Genomic DNA, 13,945 nt, shown 5'->3' on the forward strand with positions numbered 1-13,945 from the left:
CCGGATAGGCCTTGGTGAGGTCCTTCATGACGTAGGCGTATTGGTAGGCTGCCATGGCGGTCCCCTCTCAGGCATGCGGCGAGGCAGTGGTTTAGGAGCGTCGCGCGCGAACGGCAACCGAATGCTGTTTCGCGGCCGGGTCTGAATGTGCGATGATCGAACCATGCAAGCGACGTACGACGTCCCGGAGCGCCAGCAGACCTCGGCGTCGACAATCATGCCACAGGAAGCCCTGCCCGCCATTCAGGCGCTCTGCTCGCGTTACGGTGTTCTCTTCCTGGATTTGTTCGGATCGGCCAATTCGGGTGATTTCGACCCGTCGCGCAGCGACCTGGACTTTGTGGTCGAGTTCATCGACCTGCCGGGATCCGGCCGCGCCGATGCGTATTTCGCCCTGCACGACGAGTTGGAGCAGTTATTCGGCCGCCGCGTCGATTTGCTGACTGACCGTTCGATTAGGAACCCGTACTTGCGCCGGTCGATCGACAAAAACCACCAGCGTCTCTTCACCCGAAGCTGATGCTGCCTCGGTCGGTCGTGCTACTATGGGATGCGGCGCGGGCGCTGGACAAGGTGGCGCGCTTCGTCGCAGGACGCACGCTCGACGACTACCTGGAAGATGAAGCCATCCAAAGTGCTGTAGAGCGTCAGCTCGAAATCACCGGGGAGGCATTGTCCGTTCTGCGGCGGACCGATCCGGAAGGCGCCGCCGTAGTGCCCAATCTGCATCGTGCCGTCGGGTTCCGGAACATCCTCGCGCACGACTATTCATCGGTCGACCAGGATATCATCTGGATCGTCGCGACATACTACGGACCAGAACTGCGCCTTGCCATTGGGGCGATCTTGGCTGAGATCGATTGAGTGCTACTCGATCGGGCCAAATCGCGTATGCGCCCGGCAGGACTTGAACCCGCGACCAAGCCGTTATGAGCGGCCCGCTCTAACCAACTGAGCTACAGGCGCACACGCGGCCTTTCCATGCCCTGACCTGCCCTGCCTTGGCAAGGATCAGCCCCATCGCTAGGGTCCGCCCACTTTCGAACCCCTCCTATTTCCAACCTTCGGGAACCATCATGGACGTCGCCAAGATCGCTATCGGCAAGGAGCCGCCCCACGACATCAACGTCGTGATCGAGATCCCCCAGGGCTCGGCCGTGAAATACGAGGTCGACAAGGACAGCGGCGCCATCTTCGTCGACCGCTTCCTCTTCACACCGATGGCCTACCCAGCCGCCTACGGCTTCATCCCGGGCACCCTCGCCGACGATGGCGACCCGGCGGACGCCCTGGTGCTCACCCCGGCCGAGGTCGTGCCCGGCGCCGTCATCCGCGCCCGCCCCATCGGTATGCTGATGATGGAAGACGAGAGCGGGATGGACGAGAAGATCATCTGCGTCCCACACGACAAGATCCATCCGCTCTACAAGACCGTGCAAAAGATCGAGGACCTGCCCGAAATCACCGTCAAGGCGATCGAGCATTTCTTCACCCGCTACAAAGATCTGGAGCCCGGTAAATGGGTCAAGGTCACCGGCTGGGCCGACAAGGCCGCCGCCGAGGCCGTCATCCTGAAAGCCATCGCTGCCGCCAAGTAATCGCTAACCAGCGCCGCCCGAGGGCGGCGCTGGTTAGCGGGCGGTTTTCATCTCCGCCGGTGGCAGGGGTAGCGCAGTGGTGGCTTTCACCCGCTCCATGCTCATACGGCTGCTGACGTTCTTCGGCCCCACGGCGGTGATCAGACGTTTGTAGAACGCGTCGTATGACCGCAGATCGGTGGTGACGACCCGCAACATGTAATCCACATCGCCGGCCATCCTGTGCGCCTCCATCACCTCCGGCATGGTCGCGACCGCGGTGGCGAAGCGTTCCAGCCATTCTGGCGAGTGATCGCCGGCCTCGATCGCCACGAACACCGTCAGGCCCAGCCCCACGAGTTCCGGGTTCACCAGGGCAACCCGGCGCTCGATGATGCCTTCCGTCTCCAGCCGCTGGATGCGTTTCCAGCATGGCGTGGCGGATAGCCCCACCTGCTCGGCCAGCTGCGCAATCGACAGGGTGCAGTCTTCCTGCAGCAGCGCCAGTAATTTGCGGTCCGTGCGGTCCATCTAGTCCTCCAGCGCCAGGTCGTGCGGTGCTTCGGATTGCGGAGCATGGCCGACCACGGCCCAGAGCGGATCACCCTCCTCGGCCAGAATCTCTCCCGTGTCGATCAATTCGAACCCAGCCTGGGTCAAGTAGAGCGTCACCAGTTTCTGCCGGTCCGCCACCCCCAGCGCTTGCCAGATCGCCACCGCCTTGGTCGGGAAATATCGGTCGGAGTAGGTGATGACCAGCGGCGCGCCTGGTCGCAGCACGCGCAGCACCTCCTGCAGCACGCTCACCGGGCCCTGCAAGTACTGGACGGACACGCAGAGGCAGGCGCCATCGAAGCTGCGAGCCCGCAGAGGCAATGCCGGGTCGGCGTTCAGATCTTGGACGAAATGCTGGGTCAACTGCGGGTTGGCGGCCAACTCCGCCTCGTTCATGCCGTGGCCGATGACCTGGGCGTAGGGAATGTCGGGCGGCAAATGGCTCACCCAACTGCTCATCAGGTCCAGGATGGTGCCGCCGGGTGGAAGCGTGTTGCGGTACAGCTCGGTGACCGCCGCGATGGCCGCGTCGTCGATATGGGTGACCATGCGTGGCGCACGGTAGAACTGCGAATCGGGCGTGGGGTCGGCCTTTTCCAGCGCGCGCTGGGGCAGCCCCGCCACGGAATCCATCGGTTGGGACATGGCGCGGTGCGCTACTGCTGCAGGAACGGGTTGGTCGCCCGCTCCGCCCCGATCGAGGAGCCGGGGCCATGCCCGCACAGGAACACCACATCGTCGCCCAGCGGCAGCAGCTTGGTCTCGATCGCCGTGATCAATTGCTCCGAATTCCCATAGGGGAAATCCGTCCGCCCGACCGAGCCACGGAACAGCACGTCCCCCACCAGGGCGAAGCGCGCTGGCTTATTGACGAACACCAGGCTGCCCGGCGTGTGCCCCGGGCAATGCAGGACGTCGAACGAGACCCCCGCCATCGCCACCGTCTCGCCCTCCACCAGCCAGCGATCGGGCGTCACGTTGCGGGCCTCGGGGAAGCCCATCTTCGCGCCCTGTGCCTCCAGCCCGTCCAGCAGGAAGCGGTCGCGCTCGTCCGGACCCTCGATCGGGATACCAGCCAGCGCGTCCCGCAGCGTCGCAGCACCGGCCGCATGGTCGATATGACCGTGGGTGAGCACGATCCGCTCCACGATCACGCCCAACCGCTCGATCTCAGCCAGGATGCGGGGCACTTCGCCGCCGGGGTCGATCACGGCCCCCTTCATCGTCTCCTCGTCCCAAAGGATGGCGCAGTTCTGCTGGAAAGGTGTCACGGGAAGGACGGCGATCTTCATGGCGGGCTCCGGAGCGAACGCCACCAGCCTAGACGCCGTCGGGCTGCGGGCAAACTTCGGGCGAACGGCCGGGGGCGGACCAGATGAAAGTCAGCTCGTGCTTGTTGTGCAGCAGGTGCATCAGCCGGCTGCCTGGAATGGCGGCGAAGGCGGCGATGGCGTCGTGGTCCGTCTCCCCCTGCAGCTTCACGCTGCACACGATGCGGCCAACCTGGCCGGCGCCAATCCACCGCTGCACCATCGCCAGCAATGGGGCCGGGTAGGCGATCACGTCACTGAACAGCCAGTCGACGGGGAAGGGTTCCACGGTGAAGGCGCTGCCCTCCCGCCAGGTTACGCCCGGCATGGCGTCGACCGCCGGGTCCAGCGGCGCGCGGTCGATCGCGGTGACGCTGGCGCCCAGCCGGGCCAACGCCCAGGTCCATCCGCCGGGGGATGCGCCGAGGTCCAAGCAGGTCTCACCCGGCTGTGGATACACGCCGAGCCGCGTGCAAGCCTCCCACAGCTTCAGATAGGCGCGGGAAGGCGGGCCAGCGCGGTCCTCCACGAACGCCACTTCGCCATTTGGGAACGGGCTGGTCTTGGTCGGGCTGGCCAGCAACCGGTCGGGCGCCAGCAGCGTCCAGGCGCCGAGATGGGAGGTCGGTGCCGGTTCCGGAAACACCAAAGGCCGGGCGCGCACCGGCGGCAGCCGCTCGGTAATCAGGGCGGATCGGCGGTGGTGCCCGGCGGCATACCCGGCCCAATTGCGCTGCATCGCGCGCAACGCGTCGGCCGCGGCCTTCACCGAGGGTGCCGGCGATTCCATCGGCGCCGTCCATACATCAAGCGCCCAGATGCTGGGGTAGGGCGGGTCGGGCGACAGCGCCAGGCGGCCATGCCAGTCCGTCACTGTGATCCCGGCCCGGGCCAATTCCTCCGCCAGCACCGCCTCGAACCCGTCGGCGGCGAAATAGGCGCTACCGATCACGGCGGATCGCCGATGCGGCTAGCAACAACCAGCCCAGCATCAAAAGGATGCCGCCGGTGGGCGCGACGGCTGCCAGCGAAACGCCCGCCAAGCCGAACGAATACACCGCGGCGCAAAACAGGAGGGTGCCCAACGCGAAGGCCGCCCCGGCCCAATGCGCCAGCCCTCCGCGCGCGCGCGACCAGATGCCGCAGCCCAGCAATGCCAGCGCGTGCCAGCCCTGCATCTGAATGCCGCTTTCCACGACATGCAGCGCCATTGGCGACAGCCCGGCCAAAGCATGCGCCGCCGCGGCCGCCATACCGACTGCCGCCGCGCCAAATAGGCCGGCCAATCCAATCCATAGCCGATACAATACGCAATTCCTCCTCATGCATGTTCCGCCCGGCCAATAGCCGCGATATCATCGCCCAATGCCGCGCGGTGGAGACCTCTTTCCTGAAATCGGTCCGTTCGAGACTGGCTACATGCCTGTCTCCGGCGGCCACGTCATGTATTGGGAGCAGGTGGGCCATCCGCGAGGCCAACCGGTGCTGTTTCTACACGGCGGTCCCGGTGCCGGGGCGGGCGCCGTGCATCGCCGGTTCTTCGACCCGGCCTATTGGCGCGTCGTGGTGTTCGACCAACGCGGCGCCGGCCGCTCCCGCCCACTCGGCAGCCTGGTCGCCAACACCACCGACGACCTGGTCGACGATATCGAGCAATTGCGGCGCCATCTCGGCCTGGAGAAATTCCTGCTGTTCGGCGGCTCGTGGGGTTCCACTCTCGCGCTGGCCTACGCCCAGGCGCACCCCAACCGCGTGTCCGGTCTGGTACTGCGCGGCGTGTTCCTGGGCCGCCGGTCGGAGGTCGATTGGTTCCTGCACGGCCTAGCGGCGATCTTCCCCGACGCGCACGCGCAATTCGTCCAATACCTCCCCGAGAGCGAGCGAAACGATATCCTCGCCGCCTATCTGCGCCGGCTGAACCATCCCGACCCGGCGATCCACATGTCCGCCGCCCGCGCCTGGTCGGTGTATGAGGGCTCGTGCTCCACCCTGCTGCCCAGCCCCGACACCGTCGCCTCCTTCGCGCAGGACCGCACCGCACTCGGCCTCGCCCGGATCGAGGCGCATTATTTTGCCCATGACCTGTTTTTGCCCCCGGAGGGACTGCTGGGACGCATGCATCGCATCGGCCACTTGCCGGCGGAGATCGTGCAGGGCCGTTACGACATGGTCTGCCCGCCCCGTACTGCGTTCGAACTCGCCGCTGCCTGGCCTTCCGCCCGGCTAACGGTGATCCCGGATGCCGGTCACTCCGCACTGGAACCTGGTATTCGCAGATCGCTGGTTGCCGCGGTGGAGCGGTTCCGCCATGCACGATGAACATAAGCTGGTGTGAACGATTTGCCTCGCATGGCGTTGGGCGGTCTCATACTAGCCCTTCTAGGAGTATTCTCCCGATGCCCCGTTCCGCTCGCTGGCTGTTCGCCGCCGCCCTGTTGCCCTTGGCCGCCTGCGCCAGCAATCCGCCGCCGGCCCCGATTGCCGCTGCGCCGCCGCCGCCCGCACTATCCACCGCCGACCAGACCTTCGTGAACGCCGCTGCCGGCAGCGATGCCGCCGAAGTGCAGGAAGGCCAGCTGGCCGCCACGAAGGCGCGCAGCGCTCGCGTCAAGAAGTTCGCTTCCACCATGGTCGATGCGCACACCAAGACCACGCAGCAACTGATGACGATCGCCCAGAGCAAGGGCGTGACGCCCGACGCGACCGTGCCGCAGATGGCGACCGACCAGATGACTGCGCTGAACGCCGCCCGCCCGGCCGCATTCGATCATCTGTACACGCGCGACCAGGTTGCCGACCACGTGGCTGCCGTGCAGGTCTACCAGGCCGAAATCGCCAACGGCCAGGACGCCGACCTGAAGGCCTTTGCCACCAGCACGCTGCCGACCATCCAGCAGCATCTCCGCATGGCTCGCCAGATCTCCGGCATGCGCGGCTAAGCCAAAACGCGCTAACGTCGATCAGACGGGGGGCAGGAGCAATCCTGCCCCCCGTCTGCGTTTGAAGGGGGAGCGAACATGAAGGTCGGTGTTATCGGGCTGGGTTCGATGGGGATGGGCGCCGCGCTGAACCTGCAGCAAGCAGGGCACGCGGTGATGGGTTGCGACACCAGGCCCGAGGCCTGGGCCGAATTGCAGACCGCCGGCGGCCAAGGTGTCGCCACCCCTGCCGAAATAGGCGCCTGCGACGCCGTGATCGTGTTCGTGGTCAACGCGGCCCAGGCAGAGGCAGTGCTGTTTGGCGATACCGGCTGCATCGGCGTCTTGGCGCCAGGTGCGGTGGTGCTGTGTTGCACGACCGTTGCCCCCGCCGCGGCGCGCATCCTCGGCGAAAAAATCGCATCTGCCGGGCATCTGTTCCTGGACGCGCCCGTGTCCGGTGGCGCCGTGGGCGCACGGGGCGGGCAGATGACGGTAATGGCTGCCGGGTCACCCGAGGCGTTCACCGCGGCCGAGCCAGTGCTGCAGGCAATCTCCGGCAAGGTCTGGCAGTTGGGTGACGCGCCGGGCGTCGGCAGCACGGTGAAGATGGTCAATCAACTGCTCGCTGGTGTGCATATCGCGACCGCGGCGGAAGCGTTGGCTCTGGGTATCCGCGCCGGGGCAGATCCGCAGACGCTCTACGATGTGATCTGCAGTTCCGCCGGCAGTTCCTGGATGTGGCAGAATCGCGTGCCGCACATCCTGGCCGGCGACGATACCCCGCTCTCCTCGGTGAACATCTTCGTCAAGGACCTCGGCATCGTGCTGGACCAAGCCCGGGCGCTGACCTTCCCGCTGCCAATGGCGTCGGCGGCGCACCAATTGTTTCTGGCCGCATCCGCCGCCGGCCACGGTGCTCGCGACGACGCCTTCGTCATCCGTGTTTGGCAAGCCCTGGCCGGGATCGATCTACCGGGCGAACCTACCAGCGAGGGCTAGGCCGCCCGCACTTCCGTCAGGAAGCTGCCAACGTGGTTCTTCAGCGTGTTGATCTGCCGGCTCAGTTCGCCGGCGGCATCCAGCACCTGGGTTGCCGCCGCGCTGGTGCCGCTGGTCTGTTGGCTCAGCGCCCCGATGGCGCTGTCCACCTTCCGCGTGCCCTGGCTGGCGCGGCTGACCCGGCCGGCGATGTCGCGGATCACCCGGTCCTGCTGCTCCACCTCGTTGGCGGTCAGTGTCGAGATGTCGCTGGTGCGGCCGATGACTTGCACCACGCCCTCTATCGCGGTCACTGCCTCGGTGGTGGCGGTCTGCATGCGGCGGACATGGGCGCCGATCTCCTCCGTGGCGCGCTTGGTCTGCAACGCAAGTGCCTTCACCTCCCCAGCGACCACGCCAAAGCCCAGCCCGGCATCGCCCGCGCGGGCCGCTTCGATCGAGGCATTCAGCGCCAGCATCTTCGTCTTTGCGGCAATCGCGTCGATCAACTGAACGATGTCACCCACCGCTCTGGCGCTCGCGGCCAGGGCCGTCACGATATGGGTGGTCCGTTGCGCCTCCCGGCTCGCGGCGTTGGCGATACCGGCCGATTCCTCGGCCTGTTGCCGGATCTCGCCGATCGAGGCGGTCAGTTCCTCGGCCCGCGCCGCCACGCTCACGGTGTCACCATTCGCCTCGGTCGCATGCATCCGGGCAATTTCGGTCTGCGTCATCACCGCTGTCGCACTTCGGTCCAGGTCGCGCGCCGTTTGGCTTAATTGTTCGGCCGCGGTACCGATCTCCGCGGAGAACTCGTCCACCGTTCCCTCGAATGCCTGGGCCAACGCCGCCATACGTTGCACGCGCGCCTTGTCTGTCAGCGCCGCGCTGGATCGCTCCTGCGCCATGCGCCGCTCCTCCAACATGGCACGGCGGAAGATGACCAATGCCGACGTCATCGCGCCAATCTCGTCCCGTCGGCGGCTGCTATGCAGCTTCGCGTCCAGATCGCCCTGCGCCATACGCTGCACCGAGGCGGTCATTTCCAGAATCGGCTGCACCAGCCGCCGGCTGAGCAGGAAGCCCGTGGCAATCACCACCAATACCGCCGCGCCGCTGCCCATCACGATGAAGGTCCGCGTCTGCTCTCCAGCCTCCTCGCCCACCTGCACCTGCAGGTTGGAGGCGGTAACGATCGATTCGATGAGCCCAGCGATATCGAACCGCAGCCTGTTCATCGTGCTCGCCAACTCGATGCCCAGCATCTGGCTCGCATTGGACAGGGCGCGCGTTCGCACGAATTCGCCGAACTGCGCGCTCTGCTCGGCATAATGCCGCCAATCGATGCGAATATCAGTCAGCCGCTTTTGCCCATCCGCCGTGCCCAGCAACGGCTCCAGCGCGCGGAGTTGTTGTTCGACCAAACTGCTTTTCTGCGCGATATCGGCAACCGCCTCGTGCTGATCCGCTTCCGGTAAGTCCAATAACAACATGGCCTGGCTGTTGCGCGCCTGCTCGGCCGAGCGCGCCAGCCGCCCCGCGGTCTCCACGGTCGGCAACAGGTTGCGACGCAACGAGGCCGCGGTCTGGTCGATCATGTGCAACTGCATGAACGACAGCACGCCCAGTCCGCCCGTGCATGCCAGGATGGCAAAGAGGGCGATCGCGACGATGCCCCGGATGCCGATTGTACGCCTTTTGGGTACCATCCATTAAACATGCCCAGTGAAGATTTATGACGCGTTAAACGGGCTGGCGTCACCGCATGACGATTATGAAGCCATTGCAGCCTCCACGCCGGCCGCCAACTGGAACAATGCCACATCACCCATAGCCTGGCCCATTAACATCAGCCCGGCCGGCGGTTCGCCCGCGCGCTGGCACGGTAGGCTGATCGCACAGCGGTCGAGGAAATTGCCGATCGCGGTGTTACGGAGCATCAGCGCGTTAACCTGGAGATACGCCGCCTCGTCCGCCTCCAACGCGGCAATAGGCGCCGGAACGGTCGGCACGGTGGGCATGATGACGGCATCGTAAGGCGCCGTGGCCGCGGCCATTTCGATGCCGATCGAATGCCGCGCCGCCATCGAGTCGAGGTAGTCGGCGGCCGACGCGGCAGCCCCACCCTCGATCCGCGCCCGCACGCGTGGATCGTATTGATCCGCCCCACTGGCCAGCAGCTTGCGGTGCCACGCATAGGCCTCGCAGGCCGCGATGCTGGCGCGCGCGGTGGCGGAGCCGATCCGGTCCAGCGCCGCGAAATGCACCATCTCGATGGTCGCCCCGGCAGTCCGCAGCGTTGCCAAAGCGTGCTCGAACGCGGCAGCCGTCGGCGCGTCGATCCCGTCGGTCACGATCCGGTCCGGCATCGCCAGCCGCACCCCGGCGAGCGAGCGGGCGAGGGGAGCGACCGGCGTCGCACCCGCCAGCACCGCATCCACGATGGCGCAGCACGTCACGCTATTGGCCAGCGGCCCGACCGAATCCAGGCTGAACGACAGCGGAATGACGCTGGTGATCGGCACCCGTCGTGCCGTCGGCTTATACCCCACGACCCCGCACAACGCCGCCGGCACCCGGCACGACCCACCAGTGTCCGTCCCCAACGCGGCGAACGCCATACCATCCGCGATCGACACCGCAGCCCCCGACGAACTACCCCCGGGAATGCGCCGGGTTGCGCGGTCCCACGGGCTAGCGGGCGTTCCATAATGCGGGTTGATCCCCAAACCGGAAAACGCAAACTCGGTCATGTTGGTCCGCCCCATGGGCACGAATCCGGCGCCCAACATGCGCGCCACCACCGGGGCATGCGCCTTCGCCGGCGGCGCTCCCGCCAGCACGACGGACCCGGCGGTCGACACCTCGCCCGCCACATCCAGCAGATCCTTCAGACTGGCGGGAATGCCCGCATAGGGCCCCGGCGCGCGTCCATGGCGTCGTAGCGAATCGACCGCATCCGCCTGGCTGCGCGCCGCCTCGGCCTGCACCGTGATGAAGGTGCGCGCACCTTCCCCCGCCGGGTCGGCGATGCGGGCGAGGCAGTCCTCCACCAGGGCGCGGCTGGTGGTGCGGCCGGCGTCGAGCGCGGCGGCCAGTTCGATGAGGGTTTGCATGGGGCGGGAGCCTGCCGCCCCATTGACCGTCGCACAAGCCCAGGCGAGTTTACCGCCGCCTAGGGAGGGCATCATGACAGCACCAATCCTGCTCACTGGCGCATCCGGCGCGCTCGGTCGCCAACTGACGCGCATCCTGGGTGAGGCCGGATACACCCTGCGCCTGACCGACATCGCGCCCTTCCCCGATGCGCTGCCCCCGCGCGCCGTCTTCACCCAGGCCGATCTCATCGACGCCCCGGCAATCACCGCCCTGGCAGACGGCTGCAGCACCATCCTGCATTTCGGCGGCATCTCCACCGAGCATCCGTTTGACGTCGTGCTAGGCCCGAACATCGTCGGCCTGCACAACATCTACGAGGCCGCGCGCAAAGCGAAGGCCCGGGTCGTCTTCGCATCCTCCAATCACGCCATCGGCTTCCACCCCCGCTCCAACAAACTGGACGCAGATTGCGCTCTGCGGCCCGACAGTTTCTACGGTCTTTCCAAGGCCTACGGCGAACTCATGGGCGGCATGTATTGGGAGAAGCACGGGGTCGAGAGCGTCTCCGTCCGCATCGGCTCCTCCTTTCCGGAACCGGCGGATGTGCGAATGCTGTCCACCTGGCTGTCCTACGCCGATCTCGGCCGGCTGATGGTCTGCTGCATCGTGGCGCCGAAGACCGGCTGCTGCATCGTCTGGGGCAACTCCGCCAACGCCGCCACCTACTGGGGCGACGACGCGCGCGCTGACCTCGGCTGGGTGCCGCAGGACACCGCCGACATCTTCGCCGGCAAGGTCGCGGGCAAGGTCACCGACGACCCGGTGGTCGAACGGCACCAGGGCGGCGGATACTGCGCCATGGACTACACCCGGGCCCGCTGAACATGCCCGATGACGCCCTTATCGACGTCCGCGACCTGATCGCCCGCTACTCCGCGGCCGAACACGTCTCCCGGGCGGACGCTTATTTCGCCTCCATGCCCGACAATCCGCTGCTGCTGCGCAAGCCGTTCTTCGGCCTGCGCGACACCCAGGCGAACATGCACGGCGTGGCGGAGATCCTGAGCCGCCTGCAGTTGTTCCCCGGCGCGGTCGTGCTGGATTTCGGCGCTGGCACTGGCTGGCTGTCCAAGGCGTTGGCCTATATCGACTGCCGCCCGATCGCCATGGACGTATCGGCCGCCGCCCTCGCCATCGGCCGCCGCGCCTTCGAGGCCGATCCTGTCGCCACCGGCCTGTCGGTCGACTGGCGCAGCTTCGACGGCATCACCATCCCGCTCGACGACGACAGCGTCGACCGCATTGTCTGCTTCGACTCGTTCCACCACGTCGCCGACCAGGCCGCCACCCTGAAGGAGTTCTACCGCGTCCTGCGCGACGGCGGCCGCGTCGTGTTTCACGAACCCGGTCCCGACCACTCCAAGGCCGCCCAATCCCAATACGAGATGCGCCACCACGACGTCATCGAAAACGACATCGTGCTGGAAACGATCTGGCAAAGCGCCGAACCCCTCGGCTTCTCCGGCCTGCGCATCGCCCCCGCCACCCCCGTCACCGCCGGACTGACCCTGGACAGCTACAACCGCATCCGCACCGGCAAGGCGACGCCCGAAGACACCGCCGCCGTGCTGGAAACCATCGTCGCCGGCGCCGCCAACCTGCGCATCTTCTCCCTGGACAAGGGCGAGCAGGTGTTCGACAGCCGCCACGGCGAAGGCCTGGCTGGCGAGTTCAAGATATGGCTGACCTCGGTCGGCCCCGACACCCTGCAGGGCCGCGCCAAGGTCACCAACACCGGCCACGTCCGCTGGCGCGCCTCGGGCAACGAGGCAGGTTGCGTGTCCCTCGGCGTCAAGCTGCGCGGCGCGAACGCCGGGTCGGATTATGGCCGGGTCAAACTCTCCGGCACCGCAATCGACCCCGGGCAGACAGTCGAAATTGCCTTCACTCTCCCAACCCCGCCCGCGCTCCCCGCCGAATTGGTGTTCGACCTGGTGGCCGAGTTCGTCACCTGGTTCGAAACCAAGGGCAGCACCCCCGTCATCGTCCCGGTGACGCCGCCGCCCGAAACCAAGCCGCCCGGCCTGCTGGGCCGCTTGTTCGGTCGATCCTAGCTCGGTTGCTCCTAATATAGCTTCACCTGGTCCAGGACGTTCCGCATCTCGCTGCGGCGGCCATCCAGCCATAGCTGCAGATTATGCGCGAAGATGTCCACGATCTGCGCGTTCTCCGTCGACACCGTACTGGCCGAGTGCGGGCTGATCAGCACGTTCGGCATATCCCAGAGCGGGCTGTCCTCCGGCAGGGGCTCCACCGCCGTCACATCCAACGCCGCGTAGCCCACCTGGCCCGACCGCAACGCCGCCACCAGCGCCGCCTCGTCCACCACCGTACCCCGCCCGATATTCACGAACGCCGCCCCCCGAGGCAGGCACGCCAGCGCCGCCGCATCCACCATCCGGTCCGTCAGCGGCGTGAACGGCACGGTGATCACGAACGCATCCGCCCGCCGCATCGCCGCATGCAGCGCGCTGGACGCCACCACCTCGTCGAACAACCCGGCATGCACCCGATCCCGCCCCGGGTCCCGGGCAACCGCCACCACATGCATATCCAACGCCCGGGCAATCCGCGCGCACCCCCGCGCCAAATCCCCAGCGCCCAGGATCACGAGCGTCTTGCCCGCGATCTCCTCGACGCAACCACGCCGCCAGTGATGCATCTTCTGGTCCGCCCGCAGCGCCGCCAGCCCGCGGAAATGCGCCAGCAGCGCCATGAACACGAACTCCGCCAGTGGCCGCGCATGCACCCCGCGCGCCGTCGTCACGTGCAAATCCGGCCGGTTCAGCTTGGCCACCGCCGGGCCCACCCCCGTGCTGGTCCCCTGGATCCACTGCACCCGCGTGGCATGCGCGCCATCAACGGCGGAGGGCACGCCCCACAGAATATCCGCCCCCGCCAACCCGGCCTTCCACCGCGCCTGCTGCTCCGCCGTCCGCGTCAACGGCGCCCCGCCATGGTCGGCCGGGAACCGCGCCACCGGCAACAGATCCGGCTGGTAATCCACGGTCAACCGCGGATCCAACCCCGCCATCCGCGCCGCATACTCCGGCTCCAGCGGCGAGGTGATGAACAATGTCGGCATGGTCGCGCCCCTAACGAATGATGCCCGTGGGGAGCACAGCCCGTGCCCCCCAGCAAGATGGCTGGCTCATACCGTCAGCACGATTTTGCCGAAATGCTGGTTCGCCCGCATATGCGCCTGCGCCTCGTTCGCCTGCTCCAGCGGGAACACCCGGTCGATCGGCAGCCGCAGCTTCCCCGCCTCCACCGCCTCCCACAGATCCGCCCGCATCACCCGGTTGATCTCTCGCACTTCCTCGATGCTGCGGGTCCGGAACGTCACCCCGATATACGAGATCCGCCGCGCCGCATGCAGGTCGAAGTCGAACTCCCCCACGGCCCCGCCCAGCCTGCCAACATTCACGATCCGCCCCAAAACCCG

The 13,945-nt window shown here is 66.9% G+C and carries 17 protein-coding genes and 1 tRNA gene; 8 read left to right on the plus strand and 10 right to left on the minus strand.

All coding sequences use genetic code 11. The annotated features are described in order from the left end of the window. The first annotated feature begins 163 nt into the window (after positions 1-163). The gene (locus GSQ76_RS28135; RefSeq protein ID WP_216851326.1) at positions 164-520 is read left to right on the plus strand and encodes a nucleotidyltransferase family protein; all 357 of its coding nucleotides are present in this window, start codon (positions 164-166) and stop codon (positions 518-520) included. Next, entirely contained in the window at positions 520-864 is a 345-nt protein-coding gene (locus tag GSQ76_RS28140; RefSeq protein WP_256367030.1) for a DUF86 domain-containing protein, read from the plus strand. The genes GSQ76_RS28135 and GSQ76_RS28140 overlap by 1 nt, the downstream gene beginning before the upstream one ends. Positions 865-892: 28 nt before the next feature. Here the strand turns inward: GSQ76_RS28140 and GSQ76_RS28145 are convergent. Then, positions 893-966 (minus strand) — tRNA-Ile (locus tag GSQ76_RS28145). 110 nt (positions 967-1,076) lie between these two features. On the opposite strand from GSQ76_RS28145, the gene ppa reads away from it, so the two are divergent. Continuing rightward, positions 1,077-1,598 carry an inorganic diphosphatase gene (gene ppa / locus GSQ76_RS28150; RefSeq protein ID WP_158747361.1) on the plus strand — a complete coding sequence of 174 codons (522 nt, stop codon included), beginning with the start codon at positions 1,077-1,079 and terminating at the stop codon, positions 1,596-1,598. A gap of 33 nt (positions 1,599-1,631) precedes the next feature. On the opposite strand, the gene GSQ76_RS28155 is transcribed toward ppa, so the two are convergent. Genes GSQ76_RS28155 through GSQ76_RS28175 form a run of 5 tightly spaced genes read right to left on the minus strand, consistent with a single transcriptional unit; the run spans position 1,632 to position 4,749 of the window. Next, a complete protein-coding gene (locus tag GSQ76_RS28155; protein ID WP_158747362.1) occupies positions 1,632-2,108 on the minus strand; it encodes an Lrp/AsnC family transcriptional regulator in 477 nt (158 codons plus the stop codon). After that, positions 2,109-2,777 carry a methyltransferase domain-containing protein gene (locus GSQ76_RS28160; protein WP_216851327.1) on the minus strand — a complete coding sequence of 223 codons (669 nt, stop codon included), beginning with the start codon at positions 2,775-2,777 and terminating at the stop codon, positions 2,109-2,111. 11 nt (positions 2,778-2,788) lie between these two features. Then, positions 2,789-3,424, minus strand: a complete 636-nt coding sequence (locus GSQ76_RS28165; protein WP_158747363.1) for an MBL fold metallo-hydrolase — start codon at positions 3,422-3,424, stop codon at positions 2,789-2,791. A gap of 28 nt (positions 3,425-3,452) precedes the next feature. Further along, complete coding sequence (locus GSQ76_RS28170) at positions 3,453-4,394, minus strand: SAM-dependent methyltransferase (RefSeq protein ID WP_158747364.1); 942 nt, start codon at positions 4,392-4,394, stop codon at positions 3,453-3,455. Beyond that, a complete protein-coding gene (locus GSQ76_RS28175) occupies positions 4,384-4,749 on the minus strand; it encodes a DUF423 domain-containing protein (protein ID WP_174247412.1) in 366 nt (121 codons plus the stop codon). The genes GSQ76_RS28170 and GSQ76_RS28175 overlap by 11 nt, the downstream gene beginning before the upstream one ends. A 58-nt stretch (positions 4,750-4,807) precedes the next feature. Between GSQ76_RS28175 and pip the strand changes: the two genes are divergently transcribed. The 3 genes from pip to ltnD all read left to right on the plus strand — a co-directional run bounded on the left by pip (position 4,808) and on the right by ltnD (position 7,362). After that, on the plus strand, positions 4,808-5,761 hold the full coding sequence (pip, locus tag GSQ76_RS28180; RefSeq protein WP_158747366.1) for a prolyl aminopeptidase: 954 nt from the start codon (positions 4,808-4,810) through the stop codon (positions 5,759-5,761). 77 nt (positions 5,762-5,838) lie between these two features. Further along, positions 5,839-6,381: a DUF4142 domain-containing protein gene (locus GSQ76_RS28185; RefSeq protein ID WP_158747367.1), complete on the plus strand. Its 543-nt coding sequence runs from the start codon at positions 5,839-5,841 to the stop codon at positions 6,379-6,381. A gap of 78 nt (positions 6,382-6,459) precedes the next feature. Continuing rightward, the gene (ltnD, locus tag GSQ76_RS28190) at positions 6,460-7,362 is read left to right on the plus strand and encodes an L-threonate dehydrogenase (RefSeq protein WP_158747368.1); all 903 of its coding nucleotides are present in this window, start codon (positions 6,460-6,462) and stop codon (positions 7,360-7,362) included. On the opposite strand, the gene GSQ76_RS28195 is transcribed toward ltnD, so the two are convergent. Together GSQ76_RS28195 and GSQ76_RS28200 are read right to left on the minus strand one after the other, a co-directional pair. Then, positions 7,359-9,050 carry a methyl-accepting chemotaxis protein gene (locus GSQ76_RS28195; RefSeq protein ID WP_158747369.1) on the minus strand — a complete coding sequence of 564 codons (1,692 nt, stop codon included), beginning with the start codon at positions 9,048-9,050 and terminating at the stop codon, positions 7,359-7,361. The genes ltnD and GSQ76_RS28195 overlap by 4 nt on opposite strands. 63 nt (positions 9,051-9,113) lie before the next feature. Further along, positions 9,114-10,532, minus strand: coding sequence for an amidase (locus GSQ76_RS28200; protein ID WP_254070678.1), 1,419 nt, complete (start codon positions 10,530-10,532; stop codon positions 9,114-9,116). Here GSQ76_RS28200 and GSQ76_RS28205 point away from each other — a divergent pair. Continuing rightward, positions 10,531-11,322, plus strand: a complete 792-nt coding sequence (locus tag GSQ76_RS28205; protein WP_158747370.1) for an NAD(P)-dependent oxidoreductase — start codon at positions 10,531-10,533, stop codon at positions 11,320-11,322. The genes GSQ76_RS28200 and GSQ76_RS28205 overlap by 2 nt on opposite strands. Positions 11,323-11,324: 2 nt before the next feature. Continuing rightward, positions 11,325-12,554: a class I SAM-dependent methyltransferase gene (locus GSQ76_RS28210; protein ID WP_158747371.1), complete on the plus strand. Its 1,230-nt coding sequence runs from the start codon at positions 11,325-11,327 to the stop codon at positions 12,552-12,554. Positions 12,555-12,565: 11 nt separating this feature from the next. On the opposite strand, the gene GSQ76_RS28215 is transcribed toward GSQ76_RS28210, so the two are convergent. Beyond that, a complete protein-coding gene (locus GSQ76_RS28215) occupies positions 12,566-13,585 on the minus strand; it encodes a D-2-hydroxyacid dehydrogenase (RefSeq protein ID WP_158747372.1) in 1,020 nt (339 codons plus the stop codon). Positions 13,586-13,651: 66 nt separating this feature from the next. Continuing rightward, positions 13,652-13,945 (minus strand): zinc-binding dehydrogenase (locus GSQ76_RS28220; RefSeq protein WP_158747373.1); only part of this gene is annotated, 294 nt, incomplete at its 5' end.

It is taken from the genome of Acidisphaera sp. L21 (assembly GCF_009765685.1).
In the GTDB taxonomy this organism is placed as follows: Bacteria; Pseudomonadota; Alphaproteobacteria; order Acetobacterales; family Acetobacteraceae; genus LMUY01.